At 32.4% G+C, this 23,557-nt stretch carries 14 protein-coding genes; 5 read left to right on the forward strand and 9 right to left on the reverse strand.

Annotated elements, in window-relative coordinates:
* Positions 1-11 precede the first annotated feature (11 nt).
* Positions 12-1,709 carry a single-stranded-DNA-specific exonuclease RecJ gene (recJ, locus tag EGM88_RS10235; RefSeq protein ID WP_123898166.1) on the reverse strand — a complete coding sequence of 566 codons (1,698 nt, stop codon included), beginning with the start codon at positions 1,707-1,709 and terminating at the stop codon, positions 12-14.
* Between the two features lie 131 nt (positions 1,710-1,840).
* Positions 1,841-2,431, reverse strand: a complete 591-nt coding sequence (locus tag EGM88_RS10240; RefSeq protein WP_123898168.1) for a carboxymuconolactone decarboxylase family protein — start codon at positions 2,429-2,431, stop codon at positions 1,841-1,843.
* A 260-nt stretch (positions 2,432-2,691) separates the two neighbouring features.
* Here EGM88_RS10240 and EGM88_RS10245 point away from each other — a divergent pair, with 260 nt between their 5' ends.
* From EGM88_RS10245 to EGM88_RS10255, 3 genes are read left to right on the forward strand one after another with little or no spacing between them, the layout of a single operon-like run.
* Positions 2,692-3,705, forward strand: a complete 1,014-nt coding sequence (locus EGM88_RS10245; RefSeq protein WP_123898170.1) for a dipeptide epimerase — start codon at positions 2,692-2,694, stop codon at positions 3,703-3,705.
* The gene (locus EGM88_RS10250) at positions 3,705-4,733 is read left to right on the forward strand and encodes an aminotransferase class I/II-fold pyridoxal phosphate-dependent enzyme (protein ID WP_123898173.1); all 1,029 of its coding nucleotides are present in this window, start codon (positions 3,705-3,707) and stop codon (positions 4,731-4,733) included. Before EGM88_RS10245 ends, EGM88_RS10250 begins: the two co-directional genes overlap by 1 nt.
* Complete coding sequence (locus EGM88_RS10255) at positions 4,730-5,152, forward strand: OsmC family protein (RefSeq protein ID WP_123898175.1); 423 nt, start codon at positions 4,730-4,732, stop codon at positions 5,150-5,152. The genes EGM88_RS10250 and EGM88_RS10255 overlap by 4 nt, the downstream gene beginning before the upstream one ends.
* Positions 5,153-5,221: 69 nt before the next feature.
* Here the strand turns inward: EGM88_RS10255 and EGM88_RS10260 are convergent, their stop codons facing one another.
* Together EGM88_RS10260 and EGM88_RS10265 are read right to left on the reverse strand one after the other, a co-directional pair.
* Positions 5,222-6,934: a RagB/SusD family nutrient uptake outer membrane protein gene (locus EGM88_RS10260; protein ID WP_123898176.1), complete on the reverse strand. Its 1,713-nt coding sequence runs from the start codon at positions 6,932-6,934 to the stop codon at positions 5,222-5,224.
* A gap of 17 nt (positions 6,935-6,951) precedes the next feature.
* A complete protein-coding gene (locus tag EGM88_RS10265) occupies positions 6,952-10,179 on the reverse strand; it encodes a SusC/RagA family TonB-linked outer membrane protein (protein ID WP_123898178.1) in 3,228 nt (1,075 codons plus the stop codon).
* 140 nt (positions 10,180-10,319) lie between these two features.
* Between EGM88_RS10265 and EGM88_RS10270 the strand changes: the two genes are divergently transcribed.
* Positions 10,320-11,558, forward strand: coding sequence for an exo-beta-N-acetylmuramidase NamZ family protein (locus tag EGM88_RS10270; protein ID WP_123898180.1), 1,239 nt, complete (start codon positions 10,320-10,322; stop codon positions 11,556-11,558).
* A gap of 204 nt (positions 11,559-11,762) precedes the next feature.
* On the opposite strand, the gene EGM88_RS10275 is transcribed toward EGM88_RS10270, so the two are convergent.
* The 5 genes from EGM88_RS10275 to EGM88_RS10295 form a co-directional block, all read right to left on the reverse strand.
* Positions 11,763-12,632: a DUF4397 domain-containing protein gene (locus EGM88_RS10275; protein ID WP_123898182.1), complete on the reverse strand. Its 870-nt coding sequence runs from the start codon at positions 12,630-12,632 to the stop codon at positions 11,763-11,765.
* A 46-nt stretch (positions 12,633-12,678) separates the two neighbouring features.
* Positions 12,679-14,541 (reverse strand): SusD/RagB family nutrient-binding outer membrane lipoprotein, encoded by a 1,863-nt coding sequence (locus tag EGM88_RS10280; RefSeq protein ID WP_123898184.1) that lies wholly within the window; start codon positions 14,539-14,541, stop codon positions 12,679-12,681.
* 12 nt (positions 14,542-14,553) lie between these two features.
* Positions 14,554-17,643 carry a SusC/RagA family TonB-linked outer membrane protein gene (locus tag EGM88_RS10285; RefSeq protein ID WP_123898186.1) on the reverse strand — a complete coding sequence of 1,030 codons (3,090 nt, stop codon included), beginning with the start codon at positions 17,641-17,643 and terminating at the stop codon, positions 14,554-14,556.
* 319 nt (positions 17,644-17,962) lie between these two features.
* Positions 17,963-19,369, reverse strand: a complete 1,407-nt coding sequence (locus tag EGM88_RS10290; protein ID WP_123898188.1) for a SusD/RagB family nutrient-binding outer membrane lipoprotein — start codon at positions 19,367-19,369, stop codon at positions 17,963-17,965.
* Between the two features lie 9 nt (positions 19,370-19,378).
* Positions 19,379-22,516, reverse strand: coding sequence for a SusC/RagA family TonB-linked outer membrane protein (locus EGM88_RS10295; RefSeq protein ID WP_123898190.1), 3,138 nt, complete (start codon positions 22,514-22,516; stop codon positions 19,379-19,381).
* A gap of 172 nt (positions 22,517-22,688) precedes the next feature.
* Here EGM88_RS10295 and EGM88_RS10300 point away from each other — a divergent pair, with 172 nt between their 5' ends.
* Positions 22,689-23,438 carry a DeoR/GlpR family DNA-binding transcription regulator gene (locus tag EGM88_RS10300; protein ID WP_123898192.1) on the forward strand — a complete coding sequence of 250 codons (750 nt, stop codon included), beginning with the start codon at positions 22,689-22,691 and terminating at the stop codon, positions 23,436-23,438.
* Positions 23,439-23,557: the final 119 nt, after the last annotated feature.

The raw sequence follows: 23,557 nt of genomic DNA on the forward strand, positions 1-23,557 counted from the left end.
TAAAACAAGTATTATTCTGTAACTTTTAAATCTTTAATATTTAATTGAAGTGTAGTATTGTTGTTCCAAGTATTTTCGTCAATAGTATAAACAATATCAAAAGGTTTTCCGTTAGAAATTTGAGGGTGTTTATTACCTAAATTAAAACCGATACCGTTGAATTTTGTTCCGTCTTCAGAAATAATACTCAACTTTAAATGATCTTCATCGGCACCTACTTTTCTAGAGTATCCTGTGTCTTTTACATTTTTACTTACAAAAGTAGGTCGCATATTCTGTGGTCCAAAGGGAGCAAATTGTTGTAAAATTCTATAAAACTTTGGAGTTATTGCAGATAGCTCTATTTCTAAATCTATTTTAATTTCAGGAAGTAGCAACTCTTTAGGAATACTATTTTTAACCACTTGCTCGAATTTATCTTTAAACTTTTGATAATTCTCTTCTAGTAAGGTAAGTCCAGCAGCATATTTATGTCCGCCAAACTGTTCTATATATTCTGAGCATGCTTCTAATGCATTATACACATCAAAACCGTTTACGGAACGAGCAGAAGCAGCTAATTTATCTCCACTTTTAGTAAAAACTAAAGTAGGTCTATAATAGGTTTCAGTTAACCGAGAGGCTACAATACCAATAACACCTTTGTGCCAATTTTTTTGATAAACCACAGAAGAAAAGTTTTTAGTTTCTTTATTTTCTTCAATTTGTTTTAAAGCTTCTTCGGTAATTAATTTATCTAAATCGCGACGGTCATTATTAAAAACTTCAATACCTGCAGCCATAGTGTTGGCTTTGTCAATATTTTCTTCTGTTAATAGTTCTACGGCATAATTACCATGTTTCATTCTGCCAGCCGCATTTATCCTTGGTGCAATAACAAAAACTACATCTGTAATAGTTAACGTTTTCTTTTTTAATTGATGAGTCATTGCTCTAATTCCATTTCTAGGACTTGAGTTGATCTGTTTTAAACCATAATAAGCAAGAATGCGATTTTCGCCTGTCATTGGAACTATATCGGCAGCAATGGCTATAGCCACTAAATCTAAATATGACATTAAATCATCAATAGTTTGATTGTGTTTAGAGGCCAAAGCTTGTATCAATTTAAAACCAACACCACAACCACACAATTCATCATAAGGATAATTACAATCTTCACGTTTAGGATCTAAAACAGCTATGGCATTTGGAAGCGTCTTTCCTGGTCTATGGTGGTCACATATTATAAAATCAACACCTTTTTCCTTAGCATAATTAACTTTGTCAATAGCTTTGATACCGCAATCTAAAGCAATAATTAGTGAAAAATTATTGTCTTCAGCAAAATCAATTCCTTGAAAAGAAACACCATAACCCTCAGCATATCTGTCTGGAATATATGTAGCAACATTAGGGTAAAAGCTTTTTAAGTATGTAAACAGTAAAGAAACGGCTGTAGTTCCATCCACATCATAATCACCAAAAATTAAAATATTTTCGTTATTGGATACAGCTTCTTCAATACGTTTAACTGCCTTTTCCATGTCTTGCATTAAAAAAGGGTCGTGTAAATTTGATAGGCTTGGTCTAAAAAAACACCGTGCTTGTTCAAAAGTTTCAATTCCACGTTGTACTAAAAGTTTAGCCAAATTAGAGTCAACAGACAATTTATTTGCTAGATGATTAACTTTTTCTAAAGGAGGTACTGGTTTTAGCGTCCAACGCATATAGTTATTTTTTGTAAATTAATAGGTTTACGATTAAGGAACAAAGAATTGTCAATTTCTATTTTCCTTTCTACTTTTAGAAATGCTCTTTTTATTACTAAGATATGTGTTTTAAATGCAGATGAGAAAAACTACTGATGCTTTCCTTTTTCCCAACCATATTTTCCTAGATATTGGGTACCGCTTTTAATAGCATCTTCTTCTAAAGTTGTTCCCATGGAATCGTTCCATCTATTTAAATATCCAAAAAGAGAAATAACTCCTAGCATTTCTACTATTTCACCTTCATTCCAATGTTCATAAAGTTTCTTTTTAATTTTATTGTCAACGGCATTTGGTACTTGACTAGCCGCTAACGAAAAATCAAGTGCAGCTCGTTCTGCTTCATTAAATGCTGGGTGAGTTCTGTATTCCCAAATATTGTCTAATTGTTCTTGTTCAGCTCCATAACGTTCTGCCGCCCTAATAGCATGTGCTTGGCAGTAACGACAGCCTGTGGCATTGCTACTTACCCATGCAATCATTCGTTTTAAAGCGGAAGTTACTCTACCCTCATTTGCCATTACGGCTTTGTTTAAATTGATAAAGGCTGTACTTATTGCTGGTCTATGTTGCATGGTTAAAACAGAATTAGGACAGAAACCTAAGGTTTCATTAAAAAATTCAGCTAATTTTTGTGTTTCTTTATCGTGTTCAGAAGATAATGGATTTACTAAAGGCATAATTATATATTAGATAAATTAAAACAGATATAATCTAAGTATTTAAAGGACAAAGTACAAATAAATTTCTAGTTCAATATATAATGATGTCATAAATAATACCATTTAGCAATTTAAAAGATTAAAGTACTTTTCTTAATTATAAGAAGAAGGGAAACTAATATAAAAGTAATGATTTTTATATTATGAAAATCTTTAGAGTTTGTTGCTGGTAATTTGAATTTTTACCTTTATTTTTATTCTTTATTAAAATAGAATTTATGCAATTAATATTAAGACCTTACGAATTAAAATTAGAACATACTTTTAGAATTTCTAGAGAATCTAGAGATATTCAAGAAAGTTTAGTGGTAGAGTTAAAAGATGGAGAATTTTCTGGTTATGGAGAAGCTACAGCCAATCCATATTATGGAGTTACTGTAGAAACCATGTCGGCAGATTTAACAGCTGTTGAACCATTAATTAAGGCTAATGCAGGTTTAGAGCCTACAGAATTTTGGCAAATTATGTATTCTGAGCTCAAAGAAAATATGTTTGCTTTGTGTGCTTTGGACTTGGCTTATAACGATTTGTATGCTAGAAAAAAAGGAATGAAGCTATACGAATATTGGGGTCTTGATATAAGCCATAATCCTATTACTGATTATACTATTGGTATTGATACTATTGAAAAAATGGTATATAAATTAAAAGAAAAACCTTGGCCTTTATATAAAATAAAACTTGGTACAAAAGAAGATATTTCTATTATAAAAGAATTAAGAAAACACACAGATGCAATTTTTAGAGTTGACGCTAACTGTGGGTGGGGAGTAGAAGAGACTTTAAATAATGCTATTGAACTTAAAAAATTAGGTGTTGAATTTATAGAACAACCTTTAAAAGCAGATGATTGGGATGGACATAAAACACTGTTTTTAAAATCTGTATTGCCAATTGTTGCTGATGAAAGTTGTATTGTTGAGTCTGATGTAATTAAATGTCACAATCATTTTCATGGTGTTAATGTAAAATTGACAAAATGTGGTGGATTAACTTCCGGTAAAAGAATGTTAGAACAAGCTAGAAAGTTAGGTATGAAAACCATGGTTGGCTGTATGACTGAATCTTCAGTGGGAATTTCAGCTATAGCTCATTTGTTACCATTATTGGATTATGTTGATATGGATGGTGCCATTTTACTTTCTAATGACATTGCAGATGGTGTTAAAATAAAAGATGGAGTAATAAGTTACAGTGAGTTGAATGGTACTGGTGTAAAATTAATGGATTAATGATTGTAGAAAAGTTTCCAGATAGAATGCTAACTCTTAAGGGTAAAGACTATCTTTATTTTGGCGGTACAGGATACTTAGGATTGGCAACACATCCTGAATTTCAGGATTTTTTAATAAGTGCATTTAAAAATTGGGGAACCTTTTATGGTAGTTCTCGAAATTCTAATATTAAATTATCTATTTATAAGAAGTTTGAAAGCTATTTTGCTGCACAAATTGGGGCAGAAGCAACGTTAACGGTTTCTTCTGGAACATTGGCTGGTCGGTTAATTATTGACTTTTTAGCAAAACGTAATCCCGTTTTTTTTCATTATCCGAAAACGCATCCTGCTATTTTAGCTAAGAACAGTTTACCTCTATTTATAAATGGACAGTTAAATCCAAGATTAACTACAGATACTAATGAAGAAATTGTTATTACTACTGATGCAATTTTGGGACTTGAAGTTGAACCTGTTTCATTCTCTTTTTTAGATTTAATAAATAAGAATAAAGAAATTACTTTGGTAGTTGATGAGTCACATAGTTTGGGGGTTGTTGGTAAAAATGGAAATGGTATCTTTAACAATATAAAACATAAAAAATTAAGTAATAAAATAATGGTTTCTTCTTTAGGGAAGGCATTAAGTTTGTCTGGTGGTATTATAGGGGGGAGTCAAAATTTTATTAAAAACTTAGTAGATGAATCTATGTTTGTATCTTCGTCTGCAGCAAATCCTGCATATTTAGAAGCGTATTGTAAGGCTTCGAAGATTTTTGAGACTCAAAGAAGAAAGTTAGCATACAATTTGAACTATATTTCTGATCGATTAAATAATAATAGTACCATAAAGTTTGATAAAAGATATCCAGTCCTTTACAGTGAAGATGAGTATATTTATAACAAATTATTTGAAGAAGGTATTATCATTACTAGTTTTAAATATCCTACTTATAAAAATAGAATGAATAGAATTGTGATTACGGCTAATCATACTGAAGATGATTTAGATAAATTAATAAAAATTTTAAATATAAAAGAATGACGAATACAGTAAAAACTACTTGGAAAGGGAATATGAAATTTGAATCTACAAATCCTAGTGGATTAAATTTAAATATTGATACCGGTGCTGAACATGGAGGTAATGGAGAAGGGTATAGACCAAAGGCTTTAATGCTTTCTGCCTTAGCAGGATGTTCGGGATTAGATGTAGTTTCTCTTTTGAAAAAAATGAGAGCTGAGGTTGATGATTTTAACATTGACATCACAGCCGAACTTACTGAAGAGCATCCAAAGTTTTACAAAGAAGTACATGTAGTTTATAATTTTTATGGAACTGACTTAAAAAAAGATAAAATTGAAAAGGCTGTAAATTTATCAATAGATAGATATTGTGGAGTTATGGAAATGTTTAGGCAGTTTGCTGAAATTACCACAGAAATTAACTATTTTGAAAAATAGCAGTTATAATAAGAATAAAAAAGCCTCCTAAATTAATTTAGGAGGCTTTTTTATTCTTATTAATTTAATTTACCAACCTGGGTTTTGTGTTAAAACGTAACCTTGGTCTTCATATAATTTAATTTGATCTAATGGAATAGGGCTCAAATAAACTCTTGGATCATCAAAAACTCTTAAAGACGATGCTGAGGAAGCAGGTATTATATATCCTGTGTCGCCATTGGTTAACGTAATGTCTGTTAAGTTTGCATCAGGATAATCAGCTTTATTTAACCAAGCTCCTTGATTTATGTCAGGGTTAGCAACCATATCAACATATTCTAACTTTTTCCAACGTTTTAAGTCATCTAATCTAAAACCTTCCATCATTAATTCAATTCTTCGTTCTCTTCTAATTTCCCAAATAATTGAAGGCACATCAGAATCTCTATTAGGATCGTCATAAGTAATTCCATTAATACCAGGTAAACCTCCAATTACTTCTAAATGTGGTAAACCAATACCAGGTCTGTCTCTTAATACATTAATTGATTTGTCTATATCTGCTTGTGTTAATGCGTCACCTCCTAAAGTTTCAAGTTCAGCAGATGCTTCTGCATAATTAATTAGAACTTCACCATATCGTATTATAGGAGCATCTGTTGGGTTTAAGTTTGAGCTTCCTTCAGGTAAATCTTTAATACTTTCATTTAAAAATTTATGTGTTGCTATTGCAGTAGTAGAATAATTACCTACAATTCCATTAATTCTTAATTCATCAGAAACTAATGTTTCATACATTCTTGGATCTCTATTTGCCATTAATTTATCAATACCATGATCGTCTTGATATTCACCAGATATTGCAATTGGTAATCCGTCTTTTGCGAGATAAGAATCTAAAGCATTTTTAGAAATACCAGTTTGAGCTTCTTTATTATTGTAACTATTAAGTGCATGCGTAATTTGACCATCTTCATATTCTCTATATAGAATAACTTCTGGATTGCTAGATAGACTTAATGAGTTAAATACTTCTCTATAATTTCCTAAAGAATATTTTCCTGATGCGATTACCTCATTTGCTGCCCATTTTGCTGCAGTTAAATATTCTTTTGCTTTTTCATTATTATTTTCATGATATTTTTGCCAAGTACCTTCAAAGAGCATAATTCTTGACATGTAAGCTAGCACTACATATTTATTAACCTCAAGGCCATCTTTATCTACAGATTCGCGTACATTTTCAGCTGCAAATTGTAAATCTTCAAGTACTCTATCCATAACGTAAGAGCGTTCATCACGTGGTTTGTATAATTCTTCAACATCATCATCTTTAACTTCTTTATCAAAATAAGGTACATCACCAAAAGTTTTAACTAAATCGTGATATTCTAAAGCTCTAAAAAACCTTCCAATTCCAGTCCAATGATTAATTGCTTCTTGTTCCATTGGTACTGATTGAACGCGATCAATAAAAATATTGGCTTTACGTACCCATGAAAAACTCCATCCACCTCCTGAAGTTGGTACTTGTTGTGTAAACACAGGTGGATTTGTAGGGGCAAAATCATCATTTAAGGATTGACCTGAAAAGTATTTACCCCAAGAATAACCAGAACCATATCCGGTAAAATATCCAGTATAAAAACCAAAGGCAAAAGTTTTAACATTGCCCTCGCTAGTCCAATAGGTTTCATCTACTAATTGATCTTGCGGTGGTGTATCTAAGAAATCGTCACTGCACCCCACAACCGTGAGTATACAAAGAAAAATAATTATTTTATTATATAATGTTTTCATTTTAACTGTGTTTTAAATTATAGTGATATTTGAAGTCCTAATGAGTATGATCTTCTGAAAGGATAAACCCTACCAAAAGTATTTGGATCATTGAGACCTGCAACAGAATAATCTATTTCTGGGTCAATTGGTATGTCTAAACCACTAAACTCAAATAAATTTTCTCCACTTAAGTATAATCTAAAATTACTAACCTTAATTTTATCTGTTACTGATTTTGGCAATGTGTAACCTAAGGTTATGTTTTTCATACGAAGGTATGCCATGTTCAATAGATATCTTGATTGTGGTAAAAAGTTCATGCTATTATTACTTTGTTGCTGGTCGTTTGGTCTTGGGTAATAGGCATCTGTATTTTCTGGTGTCCAATAATCTAAATGATGATCGTACCAAGCCTCTCCATAACGATAACCTGGAATAACAATAGGCCCGTTAGCCCATAAATCTCTTTTTCCTACACCTTGCATAAACATACTTAGGTCAAAGCCTTTCCAATCTGCAGATATGTTAAGTCCATATTGATATCTAGGAGTTGAATTTCCTATAACTTTCATATCTCCGGAATCACCTACTGTTTTTGTTCCATAATCGATAACACCATCACCATTTAAATCTTTATATTTTACATCACCAGGGCCATATTTAAACCATCCGTTAGTTTCAAAAATATCTTGATTTGGTATTCCAGCGGCATAACTACCATCAGTATTAAAATCATCTTCGGTAAATAACCTATCAGTTTCATAGCCCCAAATTTCACCAAGGTATTTTCCTTCATAATAAGAATTGATGCCTAAAGTTGTGTTAGCATATTTTGTAATTTTCTCTTTGAAATCAGAGAGTGTTGCCATTACTTTGATATTTAGGCCGTTGTTAAATTTATGTTTAAAATCTAAAGCTATTTCCCAACCATCAGTTTGCATTTCACCATAATTACGTCTTGGAGATGAAGTGCCAAAAGTACTTGGTAGTGTAACCCCAGAGCTATGCATGTCACTAACTGTTCTTCTATACCAGTCAAAAGTTAAACCTAATTGATTATTAAAGAAGCTTGCATCTAAACCAAAATCTAATGTTGTAACGGTTTCCCAAGTTAATGAAGCTGGTATTGCTCCTGGTGTACCAACAGTTACTTGATTTTGACCATCAATTAACCAATTAGAACTTGTAGAAGACATGATTCTATAAATACTAGATAAATAAGTGTTTTGGTTACCAATGGAACCATAAGAACCTCTTAGTTTTAAAAATGATAAAGTAGATTTAATAGATTCCATAAAATCTTCTTCGGTAATAATATAACCAATGGAACCAGAGGGGAATAATGCCCATTTTTCATCAGATGATAGTCGTGAAGATCCGTCGTATCTAGCATTTAATTCTAGCAATAATTTATCTTTATAAGTGTAGTTTAATCTACCAAAATACCCTATAGTAGTCCATTTATCTCTATCTCCACCTACAAATTGGTCACCAGTAGCTAGGGCTAACTCTCCTTGATCAGGGTTTAACAAATTTCGTCGTTGTGAGTATTGAAACCAATCTTCATATTCTTCCATATCTCCACCAACCGTTAATTTTAATTGGTGCTTTTCAGTTAAGGCTTTGTCATAAACTAAATATGCTTTTGCAGTATTTCTTCTACTCCAATCAGAATTGTATTGAACTCTATCATATGCAGAACTACTGTAAGGAACATAAGAAAAATTTGCTCCTTGTGCCCAGAAATTATACGCATATAAAGTACCTCCAACCATTTTTTCATGTTCTTCTTCTCTGTCATGGGTAAAATCAAAATTAATGGTTAAGTCGTCAATGGGTCTTAGTGTAGCTCCTAAATTAATACGAGACAAAGAGTATTCATTTTCATTCATATTAGCCTGTTCTACTTCAGAAATATGATTTCTGAAAGGTTTACCATCTACAGTACCATAAGGGTAAAAGGCTGGCCATCTAGTAGTGTAATACCAAGCATCATAAGTGGCACTACCAAATTTAAAAGGTTCAGTAGTAATAGTATTGGTATGCAAAATTTTTGCTCTAAAATCTGCCCAATCCGTAATTGAAGTATTTACGCTTAAATTTACATTATAACGATCGAAGTTATCAGGATTAGTTTTGTAAACACCACCTTGAGTTAAATATCCTAAACCTAGGTAATAATTAGTGTTTTTGCTACCTCCAGATACAGAAATGTCATGTTTTTGTTGTGGAGCCCATTTTTTTATAAATAAATCTCTTGCGTCCCAAGATCTGTAGAAAAACAATTGACCATCTCTGATTTCATAATCACGACCTTCAACCATTTCCATTCCTAAATCTTGATCTCCATATTGTTCTTCCCATTCACGCATTTTTTCTATAGCTAATTGGTCAATTCGCATACCAACAATACCAAATGAGGTTAATGATGGTACTCTACGATTAACAGCTGCAAAAGCCATTTCGGCACCTTCTGCGGCACCTGCAATTTTTGGTAATTCAGTAGGTGTTGCCCATGAGAAGTTATTTGAGTAACTAATGGTAGGGGCTTGATCTCTTTTACCATTTTTAGTTGTAATTAAAACAACGCCCCACGCACCTCTAGCTCCATAAATTGAGGTTGAAGCAGCATCTTTTAAAACAGAAATGTCTGCAATGTCTTCTGAATTAATAGATTGTAGATTAGGAACTTCAACGTTGTCAACTAGAATAAGAGGTTGTGCTCCGCCAGTTGTACCTAATGTACCAACAGACCCTCTTAGTTTAATTGTTGGATTTTCACCAATTTGTCCTGTTGGTGCAGTAATGGTTAGACCAGGTGTGGCTCCTTGTAAACCTCTACCAACATCTGTAATTGGACGAGAGGCTAATAATTCAGTATTCACTGTTGCAACAGAACCGGTAAGATCTCTTTTCTTTTGGCTACCATAACCTACAACTACAACCTCTTCAAGTGTTTCTACATCTTCTTGTAACACAATGTTGAGAGTAGTTTCGTTAGTAATGGAAACTTCTTTATTAGCATAGCCAATCATAGAAAAAACCAAAATTTGTGCCGCATCAGCAGGCACATCGATAGAGAATTTACCGTCAAAATCGGTAACTGTTCCTATAGAACTGTTTTTGACAATGACATTAACACCAGGTATTGGAGTTCCTGTATTATCATTAACTTCTCCAGTAATTGTTTTCGCTTGTCCCCATAGCGAAATGCTACCGACAAGAGTAAAAAATAAGAATAACCTTAATGCTCTTTTTTTCATAATTAAAGAATAGTTTACGTTAGTAAATGTAAAGCTAAAAAAAAAAATGCAATGTTTTGCGTTTTTATACTTGTTTTTGCGTTTTTTTGTATGGGAAATTTTTATTACTTTTTTATTGAAATATTGAAATATAAAATGATATGAATTTTAATTATAACAAGGTATTTTTTCTATTAAAAGTGTTGTTGTTTTTAGTAACAACAAAGGATTTAGAGGCACAAAATTACCAAAACTTAGAAACTAAAGATATTATTACAGGAGCTGAGCAAACTGAAAAATATATTCCTTATTTATCTGGGAAACGAGTTGCTATAATGGCTAATCCTACTAGTATTATTGGAAATAGGCATTTGGTAGATAGTTTACAAAATTTGGGTATTAATATTGTAAAAGTATTTGGTCCTGAACATGGTTTTAGGGGTAATGTAGGTGCTGGTGTTCATGTAAAAGACGAGGTTGATAGTAAAACGGGTATTCCTATTGTTTCTTTATATGGTTCAAAAAAGAAACCTTCTGTAGAAGATCTTGAAAATGTTGATGTGGTTATTTATGATTTACAAGATGTTGGTGTTCGATTTTATACCAATATAAATGCTTTGTCTCGTTTAATGGTAGCATGTTATGAGAATGATAAAGAATTATTAATTCTAGACAGACCTAATCCGAACGGATATTTGATTGATGGACCTGTGTTAGATATGAAGTATAAATCAGGAATAGGCATGTTTCCTATTCCTATGTCACACGGATTAACTGTTGCGGAATTTGCTCAAATGGCAAACGGAGAAGGTTGGATTATATCAGAAGGGAAGCCTGTACAATGTAAGTTAAAAATTATTCCAGTTGCCAATTATACTCATGATATGCCTTATACTTTACCTGTACCACCTTCTCCAAATTTAAATACGCAATTATCAGTTTTATTGTACCCATCTACATGTATGTTTGAAGGTACATATATTAATCATGGTAGAGGTACGTATTATCCGTTCACTGTTTTTGGTAGTCCGGCCTATAAAGGTATTTATGACTTTTCATTTACACCTACTAGTATAAAAGGTATGGCCATGACTCCATTATTTATGGATGAAGTGTGTTATGGTATTGATTTACGTAATTATGATACGGATTTGTTACGTAAAAGCAAACAAATTAACTTACAATGGATTATGGAATTGTATAAAAATAGTCCTGAAAAAGAAAAATTTTTTGATGGAAGTTTAAGTGATCAAATGAATAGTATTGAAATTCAAATAGGTTCAGGTTTGTTTAGACAACAGATTATTGATGGTGTACCAGAGTCAGAAATTCGTGCCAGCTGGGAGCCTGGTCTAAGTGACTATAAAAAGATGAGGAAGAAATATTTATTATATCCTTAATTTAATTAAATACTAAAAGGTTTAGAATTATAGATTATCATACTTTTTAGTTTGTTAAAGTAAAGGAGGAGAAGAATTTATTACTGTAAATACTAATATTCAGTAAAACCGATTGGTTTTGGTATTAGATTATAAATTAAAAAAGCTACCTATTTAAATAGGTAGCTTTTTTAATTTAATCAATGTCTTCTGTCAAAATAATTTTTATTCGGCAGTCAATTGTCTTATACGTGCACGATATGTAGGTGAATCATTTCGGTATCCATTAAGCATATGATGTCTAGAATAACCTATATATCCTGTCCAATAGTCCCAATATTCAACCATGTTTCCATATGCATTTTTTAACATTAAATTACCTTGATCAGATCCGTCATCACCAATAACTCTAATGCGATAATAGATGTATCCATAACCTGAAGAGATTTCTATTCGTTTGTTAACAGTTGCTTTACTCCATGAAGTAGCTTCTCCGAAAGCAACTGGTTCACCTAAATTTTCCCATTCGCTTAATTCACCCGTATCATTATCAACTATATATTGAAATTGATACTGCAAAGTTAAATCTGTAGGTACTCCTTCAGATTCATACATAAGATTGTAAAATCTAATATTTGTATAATCTGCAGTTCCGTCTGTTACGTATGAAGGGTATGGAACACCCGCATCAATAATAAGTGGCTGTTCATCAAAGCTATGGAATATTACCATTGACTTACCTGCTGGTAAATCAATATCTTGATCAAAAACTACTTCTAAATTAGTTGTAGTTCCTTTATATAAAGTTAATTTGGAGGTTCCTGGGGTAGTTGTAAAGTATCTACCTGTGCCACCATATGGACTAAAATTATTAGGAATTAATGGCATTGTCTCGTTTGTCAATAATTCGTTGTTTAGCTCAATTTTATTTATATAATTAGAAGATCCCGAACTAATTGGAACCATATAAAATATTTGGAATTGTGCCGTGTTTTCGGCAACTTCCTCTGACATATATTGAATTTCACCTTTTTCACAGCTTATAATAAAAAACGTGAAGAGGAGAAGTAATCCTATTTTAGTTATATTTTTCATATTTGTAAATTTCATATTTGTAAATTTCTTGTTTTAACATATCTCATTATTGAGGTAATTCACCAGGGTATGCAAACCAAGGAATTGATGTGTGATAGTTAACCGCAGTTCCAGGTATAGGTTTCAGTTTTTCTAATGATGGAAGATTCCACATATATTCTGAATTATAACGTGGTCTAATTCTATAACTTGGAGAACCTTGGTTATCCACACTATAAGAGCCTTTTCTTCCTTGAACTTGAGCCGGAGCTAAATAAAGACCTTTGTAGACTTTATCAGGATCAGTATCCCATTTTTGTTCTACAACAGCTTGAGACCATCCGTTACCTTCACTAGGGTAATCACCTGTATAATCTACATCAAAATGATATTTACGCATATCTACCCACGCTTCTGGAGCTCCCCATGGATATAGGGCAACCCATTTTTGCATCATAATGTGTGACAAAGTAAAATCTGTTAAGCCTTCTACATATGGGCCACTTAAATATTCTGAAGCAAGATTGTTAAATAACTCTACTGTAATTTTATCTCCTCCAGTAGGACTTCCTTCAGTACCTGGGTAAATATATCTTGCTGTAGTTTGCATATCAGCACTAACACCTCTTTTAAAAGCTTCGTAGGCTAAACCAGTTTGGTTTGTTTTCCAATAGGCTTCAGCTAAACAAAACTGTATTTCGGCATAGGTGGTTAAAATATATGGAGCATTATCTCTGTATAACCAACGTCCTATACCATCATGTTCTGAACCTTCGTAGGCTGAGTTTGCATGTCTCCCATAAACGGAAGGAGCTTGACCTATAGATCCGTATGAAGATGTAAACGATCCACCAAAATAGGTATATGTTTTTACGCTATCCGGATTATTTATATTTTCATAATTAGGATTGCTTATTGTAGATAGTTTAACTGCTGCTCTTGGATCAAAATGTCCAGGTTCGTTTACAAGCGTATCTGTAATAATTTGTTTATCGGCAAGTACAAATGGATAATTTTCATTTGCAAACTCTAAGTTTGTTTTGTCTCCAGTTGATTCGTCGTATTTTGGTACAGTACCTGTAAATACTTGAACTGCGTATTCATGTTGAAAATAGTTGTCAAGTAGATTGCCTCTAGCTGTTCCCCAAAAATTATTGTAACCACTGAATGGAGCCGATTGAGAACCTCCTTCTATTTTTACGGTAGCATCATCATCAGGGCTTTGAAAAGATTTTTCTGCAGCGTCAATTAATTCTTGAGCGTATGCACTGGTAAAGTCTGATTTGTTAGACAAAGAAGAGAGATTACGTACAATAACGGCATACGCAAATTTTTTCCATTTATCTTTATCACCACCATAAATAAAATCATTAGAGCTTATTTTATCCGCATATACAGTATTATCTTCTCTTTCTAATAATTCAACTGCGGTATATGCCCATTCCCTTACTTGTGCATAAATGTCTTTTTGATAATCATAATCGTGAGAAAGTAAACCAGGAACAAAAGCATCTTCCATAGGAAGTTCTCCATGTACCTTTGTTAATAAATCCCAACTAAAAGCTTTCATGGCATACCCAATACCGGCTAAGGTCCAATCTTCAGCTTCCAAGGACTGATTAATCAAATTTTCAAGGTTTTGACCTTGATTCCAATAGGTCATTCTCCAAATTTCACCACCAGAATCGCTACCTAAATAATAGTAGTTATTGGCAAAAGCTGTGTAAGAAGTTGTTCCCCACATTTGAGCCATTGGAGCTATCGCACGTATATCCCAATAAATGCCTTGGTATTGTTGAGTAATGTTAGCCAAGTATAAATAGCCATCTGCATAAGCTGGGCCATCAATATTGTTATTTACGTCGAGGTAATCTTCACAGCTTACTAAGCTGAAAAATATTGATAATATGTATATAAATTTTTTCTTCATGATATCTATTCTTTAATTTAGTATTATACTTACTCCTATTGAATAACTGCGTGGGTTTGGTATAGCCATTACATCATAACCTTCTCCACCTACACCACCGGCAGCTGCAGAAACGGCATTACCAACGGCATCGATACCTGAATAGTTAGTCCAAGTAAATAAGTCATTAGCTACTAAGTATACATTTAATTGTGAAATTGTTTTAGACCTATTAAGAAACTCTTCTGGCAAACGATAAGCCAAACGTAATTCACGTAATCTTAAATATTTTATATCTTTTTCTATCCAATCTTCATCACCTCCAGTGTAGATAGAAGAACCATAAGTGTCATAATCAACAGAAATGGTGTTTACTGTTGGATTGTCTGTGTTTTCATTTCCATCTTCTAATACACCTTCAAAGATTTGATCTGGACCTTCACGTAATTCAACAGATTCCCAACTTGTTCCTCTTTGCATCATATATCTTTTGGTTCCGTTTACTACTGTTGCACCTAAACGTCCTGAAAACAATCCAGATAATATTAAGTTTTTATATTTAAAACGGGTACTCATACCAAAACGTAAATCAGGCTCTCTGTCTCCAAGATATGACCATTCAGATGATACTAATGGTAATCCCGATGTTGGTGAAATTAAAATGTCACCATTATCATTGCGTTTATATGCTCGTCCTGTTAAAGATGTAATAGGGTTACCAACACTAATACCAGTTCTAATATTACCAGATAACCAAGTATAAGCATTGTAATATTCAGTAACGTTTTCTGGAAGGTAAACAACTTCTGAACTTCCATGAGATCCATTAACACCAACATTCCAAGTGAAATCTTTAGTTTTTAATACATCTACATCAAGAGCTGCTTCCCATCCTTTTGTTTCAAACGTACCTACGTTTAAAGTGTTTAATACAAAACCGGTAGCATAACTTAAACGAAATCCTTGAATTATTTGATTTGAATTTTCTGTTTCAAAATAAGAGAAACTACCTTTTACTCTGCTTTTGAATAGTCTGAAATCAACACCAATTTCTTGTTCAGTAGTGATTTCTGGTTTAAGATTTTTATTTGGACCTGTAAATCCATATTTATAACCACCACCGGTTAAACCAGTAGTTTGTAATTCTGGATCAATTTGTAATGGTCTAGCATCTTTACCAACTTGAGACCAAGAACCTCTCAGTTTTAAATAGCTGATAGCCTCTATGTCTTTCATAAAATTTAAATCAGATAAAATAACTGAACCTTCAATAGAAGGATAAAAATAGCTGTTATTTTCTTTAGGTAATGTAGAAGACCAGTCATTTCTAGCTCTAAATGTAACAAAAGCCATATTGTTATAACCCACTTGAAACTGACCTGAAATACCTTGTACTCTTCGTTTTGTATTTCGTTGTTTAGAAACAATAGTTAAAGGGTCTACATTATTAATGGAATGAAAGTTAGCATCAATAAAATTAGTACCATAAGTTGAAGCTCTTGTAATTTGATTTTCTAATTGGTGATATCCAACTTGAGCTGATACTAATAATTTATCATTGAAATACTTATTGTCGTAACCTGCAAGTAAGTTAATAGTTGGGTCAGAATAATTTGCGTTTACCAAACTATACGATCCATCTCCAGCATTGTCATAAGCATAATATGGATTTCTAGAAGAAATGTATGTTTGTTTAGCAACATCCCAACCTACTTGAGCTCTAAAAAAGGTGTTTTTTATTGGCGTAAAGTTAAGTGACACATTACCAAGAATACGATCAGATTCATCGTAATATTTATTCTTGTACATATCAAAAAGAGGATTTAGCAAGTCAACGTCATGGTAATAGTCTGGGTTTCTCATGTGTAAACCATCTTCAGCTAAATAATTGCTCATATCATCAACAAGTGGCCAAAGCATTGCACGATATAGCGGGCTTGATGTTCCTCTACCAACTTTATTATTGTCTGTACCAGTATATTGCATTGAACCTTCAAATTTTAACCATTCGGTAATTTGAGCTCTACCAGATAAACTTAAATTCGTTCTTTCGTATTCTGTAGTTTTAATTACACCTGTTTCATTTAATTGTGAGAAACTAGCACGGATAGTAGCTTTCTCTGAACCACCTTCAACAGCCAGATTGTAACGTTGTTGAACTCCAGTTTGTAATATGGCAGCTACGTTATCATAAAGTTGTTGGCCTTCAGGGTACAATCCACCATATTTACTAGTATAATAATAGTTGGTAGCACCACGGGCTCCATTAGCATATTTATCTTGCATTTCAGGATAGCCATATGCTTTACTTAATCTTAAGTTGTTGCTAAAAGTTACTCTACCTTTACCTGCTTTACCTTTTTTAGTAGTAATAATTATAGCACCATTAGAGGCGTCAGAACCATATAATGCGGCAGCACCTGCACCTTTTAATACGGTTATAGATTCTACATCTTCAGGGTTAAAATCATTACCACGAGAAGAGAAATCTGAATTGTTAACACTATATAAACTTGTTGCTCCACCAGCCATACCATTAGGGTCAAATGTTGAATTGTTCATTGGTACACCATCTACTACATATAGAGGCTGGTTGTTACCAGAGATAGAGGTAATGTTTCTTAATACTACATTAGTAGAGGCTCCTGGAGTACCACTTGTAGAGCTAATATTAAGGCCAGGTACACGTCCAGAAAGAGCGGTAATAAAATTCTCTCTTCCTGATTCACTAATGGTTGACCCATCAATGGTTTGGGTTGCGGCACCTACACCTCGAGCGGCTCGCTTTTGACCAAATTCAGCTACAATCGTTACTTCTTCTAAAGCTGCAGCATCTTCAACCATAGTTACATTTAAAGTTGAGCTAGATACCACTAGTTCTTGTTTTTTAAAACCAACGAAAGAAAATACTAATGTTTTTCCTTCTGCTACCGATATTTGATAATTTCCATTGAAATCGGTTGCGGTTCCTTGTCTTGTACCTTTTACTAAAATTGTTACTCCTGGTAGAGGGCCACCAGATTCGTCAACTACCGTACCACTCACATTAATGTCTTGTGCAAATAGTAACGCAAACGATGTCGTAAAAAAAAGTAGAAAAGTAAATTTTATTTTTTTTCTCATGAATGAATTATTTGGGTTAGTAGTTGTAAAACTATAAAAAAAAATGCAATATTTTGCGTTTTTAGTTTTGTTTTTGCGTTTTTTTTATAAATTGTCTTAATTTTTAAGCAATTTGATGTGTGTATTTTGATTATGTTGAGAATATAATTATTAAAGTAAGGGTTTTTAATGTCAATTATTTATTTTTGAGTATGAAGAGTGTTATTATTTTCTGAATTAATACTAGCAAAATGAATTACATAGCATAATTAAAAAAAAATCCTCAGCTATTGCTGAGGATTTTTTTTTAATTAAAAGAAAGTCTTGTATAAAAATAATTTTATTGATCCCACCAAATTTTAGTTAGTAAATCTACTTCTGGAACATTAGCAGCATTTCTTTCATATTCAGAATCAGGGTAATCTAAACGTCTAATGAATTGACCTCCTAATGCTGAATTGTGATGAAGAGGAAGTTCAAAATCTTCATAATCGTAATTATTTCTTCGAGCATCAACCCACGTTTCAGGACTTAAGAATAGTGCAATATATTTTTCTTTAAAAATAGTTTTTAAAGTTAAATTATTAGCACCTACTGCTACTACCGGATTAGACAAATAACTATTAATATCTCCTGCAGCAACTCCTAATTTTTCCATATGTGCACGAATTCCTTCTAAATATGCTGCATAAGCTTCTGAAGGTTTGTTGTCTCTCAATTGAACCTCAGCCTCTATAAATTTCATTTCAGGATATGTGATTATAAATAGAGGAGAATCTTCACTTGAATAATATCCATCTGTACTTAAGTATACTTCAAATGGAACTGTTCCGTCTCCAATTCTTCCTACTCCATTTTTGGTTCCTACATAAGAACCATTAGGTAAAGGGTTGGTAATTAAGGGTAATCTAGGATCAAAAACACCAAAGGTATTTCCATTCATAGCATCTACAAGTTGCTCTGAAAGCCAACCATCTAAATTAAGTCCTGCATTATTTATTGCTACTTGCCCCCAAGGGTTTCTAACTTGAAAGGTTGTAAGTTCTGCATCATCTGCATTTGAAGTATAAGATTTACTAAGAGCATCTAAAATTGCAGCTTTGTCATATTTGGAAGTAGCAGAAAGGTGATTTAGATATCTAGCTTTTAAGGCATAGGCTGTTTTTTTCCAAGCTTCAATATCACCTCCATGAATAAAATCATTTGAAGCAGTTAAAGCTTCTCCTTCATTAGTTTGATTAAAAGCTACTATAGCTTCATCTAATAAATTTAGAATAGTTGTATATAACTCTTCATCATCGTCATATTTAGGTACAATAGTTTCAAAAGAGAATGCCTCTGAATAAGGAATATCTCCGTAAACATCTACTGCCATTCCTATATTTAAAGCCATGAGCGTTTTTGCGACACCAATATATTCAACTGAATTATTTTCTAATGCAAATTTTTCCATGTCGTAAATATCAGAAGCGATATTGTAAATGTTTAACCAAATACTATTTGTGTTTATACGTTCTTGTATATCCGTTGTACTGGCTTCATTAGGAGAAGCAAAATATTGTACATAATAATTGGAAGTATAAGCTGTTCTATAAACATTGATAGCTGAATTATACGTTACATTTGATAATAAACCTTTTATCGGTGGTGTAGTGGCTCCATTAGGATTATCATTAATATCTAAATAATCATCACAACTTATTGTTGTAAATATGATTAGTAAGAATATATATATTTTATTTTTCATAATTATTATTTAAAAAGTTAAACGTAATGTAAGAGCATATGATCTTAATCCAGGATATGCACCTAATCCAGCAAAACCATCAGCGTTTCCTTGACTTTCAGAGGCCTCAGGGTCAAATCCAGAGTAATCAGTTTTTAACCATAAATTAGTACCTGTAGCTGTTAAACTTGCATTAGACAACACAGTTTTATCTAATATTTTTTGAGGAAGATTATAAGTTAATCTTACATTTTTAAGACGAATCCATGATGCATCTTCAATGAAATTTTCTGTGGAGCCTCTATAAGTGTTTCTATAAAAACCAGCACCATAATTTACTCCATCTGGTCCTACACCTTGTCCTAAGTATACTGGTTTTGTATTTGGAGTACCATCAGCTGTTACTCCTTCAAAGACAATAGTTTCTTCTCTGTTTTCGGTGTATGGTGCTGTACCAAAGGCAGAGAAAAAGTTATCCAAATTATTAAATTTTTCAAAACCTTGTCTAAAATCAAAATTAAAACCTAAAGTTAAATTTTTGTAACTAATTTCATTTCCAATATTCATCATCCAATCAGGAGTAGAGTTTCCTAATATTTTTTGAGTTGTATTTATAATAGGGAAACCATCATCTCCAATTAATAAAGGTCTACTTTTGTCTAAAACTAACGGGTCTTCATCTGCTGGATTTTCATAATATCTCATATAACTCCTTCCTAAAATGTTACCATAAGAGTATCCAGGATAAAGAACCTGTGAAGCGGTACTACCAGCGTATCCATAATTACTATCAAGAAATATATTATCAATACCTTCTTTAATTTCAACTACTTCATTTTTGTTTGAAGAATAGTTAACATTAAAATTCCATGAAAAATCTTCTGTTCTTATAGGTGTAGCATTTAACATTATTTCTATACCTCGGTTTTCTATTTCTCCTGCATTGGTGGTAAAAGAATCATATCCAGAACTATAAGACACTGGAACTCCTAATATTTGATTTTCAGCATTTGATTTATACCAAGTTACATCTAAACCAAGTCTACTGTTAAAAAATCTAAATTCTGCACCAAACTCAATTTCTGTAGTTAACTCTGATTGTAATTCTGGGTCAGCTTTGTTCCCTGGTCTTGTCCAACCAGTAACATCACCTACCGGAAAGTTATTTGCTGTAGCTCGATAAACATCTGAGGTTAAATATGCTCCAACGGCATCTTTACCAATTTGAGCCCAAGAACCTCTTAATTTACCGTAGCTAAACCAGTTTGGCATATCTATACTTTCTGTAAATACATAACCTAAACTTACAGATGGATAATTGAAAGATCTATTATCTTCTGGTAGTGTTGAAGCCCAATCATTTCTATCGGTAATTGTTAGAAACAAGAAATTGTCATAAGCCAAACCAAGTTCACCATAAACACCAGCGGTTCTTGTTTTAGTTATTAGTTGTGATGTTGTAATTAAGGCGGCATTACTTAAGTGGAATAAGTTATATACTTCTAATTCATCTCCACTTGTAGTTACACGATCATAACTACGTTGAAAAACGTCAAAACCAGCTCTAAGTGTAAGGTCAAATTTATCACTTAACTCCTTATTGTAAGAAACCATTAAGTTAGAAGTTAAATCTTTACTTAAAATTCTTGTTTCAACAATATATCCATCACTATTATCTTCAAAATAATTTTCACCTTGAATACCTGTTCTACCTGGTGCAGTCGCTGTACGCTTATCAGTGTAAGTATCCATTCCGAATCTATAATTAACATTAAGACCTTCGAATGGTGTAAAATTAAATCCTAAATTACCAAAAAAACGATCTACGTTGTCAACATATTTATTAACCTTATTTCCGTAAACTGGATTATTACCAACGGCTCCGTCATTTCGATAACCTTTCATCGTACCAGCTAATGGTCCTTCTGTAAATTCATAATCATTTACATCCACTCTAGGAGCCCAATAAACAAGTCTTTCATTAAAATTGCTAGTGTTTATTCTTGGACCACCAGAATTAACATAATCTAAAGATCCAAATACTTTAAATTTATCAGATAATTTTAAGTCACCAGCTATTTTAGCTCCTGTTTTTTTATAAGATGAAAATTCTAAAACACCTTCTTGTTCAAATCTAGAAAAAGAAGAGTAGAATGTTGCTTTATCATTACCTCCAGATCCACTAAAATGTAAATTATTAGAAAAACCAGTACCGTATGCATTTTTATAATTGTTATAAATTTTTTCTGGGTGAGTAGGGTCTATAGCTCTTGCTTCTTCAATACTAGATCCCCATGAAGGCCAGAAACTATTTGGATCATATTCTCCATTATACCCTTGTGTATATTTGTTTTGAGTTTCTGGAAATTTATTTACTTCATCAAAAGTTGTAGTTGCAGAAATGCTAAAAAGAGCTTTTCCGTCTTTACCTTTTCTGGTAGTAATAATTACTGCACCATTTGCTGCTCTTACACCATATAAAGCTGTAGCAGCTCCACCTTTTAGTACAGTTAAATTTTCTACATCTTCCATGTTAATATCTGCACCTCTGTTTGTAGCACCACGACCGCTACCACCACCAACAGTAAATTGATCATTACTTATTGGTACACCATCAACAATAAATAGGGGTTGGTTATCAGCATTAGGGTCTAAGGAGTTTACACCTCTAATTATTATTCTGGATCCTTGACCCGGAGCACCACCCTGACTTGATACTTGGGCTCCTGCTATTTTACCAGATAGGGCATTTACTATATTGCTTTCTGGTGAGGTTAATAAATCTTCAGATTTTAGTTCTTGAACCGAATACCCAATAGATTTTTTCTCTCTAGAAATTCCCATTGCAGTTACTACTACTTCGTCTAACGTAGCAGCATCTTCTTCTAGACTTACATTTAAGGTTGAACCAGAAATTTGTATTTCTTTGGTTTTAAAACCTAAATAGGAAAAAACCAATATATCACCTTCTGAGGCTGATATTTGATAATTTCCATCAAAATCTGTTGATGTTCCTGTTGCTGTTCCTTTGACTTGAATACTCACACTAGGTAGTGCCATTCCACTTGCGTCAGTTACTGTACCACTTACAGTAATTGATTGAGCAAATAAAAATGAGTACGTTGTAGTGAAAAGGATAAGAAAAGAAATCTTGAATTTTTTTCTCATAATTTAAATAATTTGTGTTAGTAAAAGGTAAATCTATAAAAAAAAATGTAATATATTGCGTTTTTATTCGGGTTTAGTTGTTTTTTTTCTGAATTTAGTATATTTATTGTCAGAAATAATTAATATTTAAAAACCGTTAGAGTTATTTATTAAATACATAAAATGGAAGCTAATGCTAAAAATTGAAAGACATCAGTTAATACTAGATAAACTTAAAGTAAATAGAAAAGTACTATCTGCCATTTTAAGTAGTGAGTTAAATGTTTCGGAAGATACTATAAGAAGAGATTTAAAAGAATTAGAAGCTAAACAATTACTTTATAAAGTGCATGGAGGGGCTTTGTCTATTGAAAATAGAATACTTAGTTATAACGAAAGAAGTGTATCAGATTTAGATAAGAAAAAGAAAATTGCTAAAAAAGCAGTTAAATTAATTCATGAGGGTCAAGTTATTATTATGAGTGGTAGTTCTACCAATTTGGAACTTGCAAAACTACTTCCTCCTTCCTTAAATGTAACTATTTTTACTTATAGTTTACCTATAGCCTTACAATTAACAAAACATCCCAAAGTTGAAGTAATATTTTTAGGTGGTAAATTGAATAAAACTGCACAAGTAACTGTAGGTATTGATGTTATGGACTCTATTTCAAAATTAAGAGCAGATATTTGTTTTATGGGTACTGATGCTATTAATATTGATAGAGGTATTACAGAATCAGATTGGGAAGTGGCTCATATTAAAAAATGCATGATTGCTTCATCTGATTATGTGGTATCTATGTGTATAAATACAAAAATTATGGAATCTAGACGCTATGCCGTTGTACCAATTGATAAAATAGATGCCATTATTACTGATGATAATACCAATCAATCCGTTTACAAAAGATTTAAAGAAAAAGGACTGGTAGTTATGTAATTAAAAATGGAAACTTAGAGAAAACTAAAACCAAAATTGAGGTACTACACAAATTAATAGTTTTAAGTATTCTATCTCAAAATCTACATCTATTTTTTAACCAATAACATTTCAGCCTA

The sequence above is a fragment of the Aureibaculum marinum genome (assembly GCF_003813905.1).
Taxonomy (GTDB): domain Bacteria; phylum Bacteroidota; class Bacteroidia; order Flavobacteriales; family Flavobacteriaceae; genus Aureibaculum; species Aureibaculum marinum.

Bases quoted from the DNA above. Each gene is read 5' to 3' on its own strand.
- EGM88_RS10290 (WP_123898188.1), bottom strand. From the start codon at position 19,369: ATGAAAAATAAAATATATATATTCTTACTAATCATATTTACAACAATA.
- EGM88_RS10255 (WP_123898175.1), top strand. From the start codon at position 4,730: ATGACGAATACAGTAAAAACTACTTGGAAAGGGAATATGAAATTTGAA.
- EGM88_RS10280 (WP_123898184.1), bottom strand. From the start codon at position 14,541: ATGAAGAAAAAATTTATATACATATTATCAATATTTTTCAGCTTAGTA.
- EGM88_RS10285 (WP_123898186.1), bottom strand. From the start codon at position 17,643: ATGAGAAAAAAAATAAAATTTACTTTTCTACTTTTTTTTACGACATCG.
- EGM88_RS10240 (WP_123898168.1), bottom strand. From the start codon at position 2,431: ATGCCTTTAGTAAATCCATTATCTTCTGAACACGATAAAGAAACACAA.
- EGM88_RS10300 (WP_123898192.1), top strand. From the start codon at position 22,689: ATGCTAAAAATTGAAAGACATCAGTTAATACTAGATAAACTTAAAGTA.
- EGM88_RS10245 (WP_123898170.1), top strand. From the start codon at position 2,692: ATGCAATTAATATTAAGACCTTACGAATTAAAATTAGAACATACTTTT.
- recJ (WP_123898166.1), bottom strand. From the start codon at position 1,709: ATGCGTTGGACGCTAAAACCAGTACCTCCTTTAGAAAAAGTTAATCAT.
- EGM88_RS10265 (WP_123898178.1), bottom strand. From the start codon at position 10,179: ATGAAAAAAAGAGCATTAAGGTTATTCTTATTTTTTACTCTTGTCGGT.
- EGM88_RS10250 (WP_123898173.1), top strand. From the start codon at position 3,705: ATGATTGTAGAAAAGTTTCCAGATAGAATGCTAACTCTTAAGGGTAAA.
- EGM88_RS10275 (WP_123898182.1), bottom strand. From the start codon at position 12,632: ATGAAAAATATAACTAAAATAGGATTACTTCTCCTCTTCACGTTTTTT.
- EGM88_RS10260 (WP_123898176.1), bottom strand. From the start codon at position 6,934: ATGAAAACATTATATAATAAAATAATTATTTTTCTTTGTATACTCACG.
- EGM88_RS10270 (WP_123898180.1), top strand. From the start codon at position 10,320: ATGAATTTTAATTATAACAAGGTATTTTTTCTATTAAAAGTGTTGTTG.
- EGM88_RS10295 (WP_123898190.1), bottom strand. From the start codon at position 22,516: ATGAGAAAAAAATTCAAGATTTCTTTTCTTATCCTTTTCACTACAACG.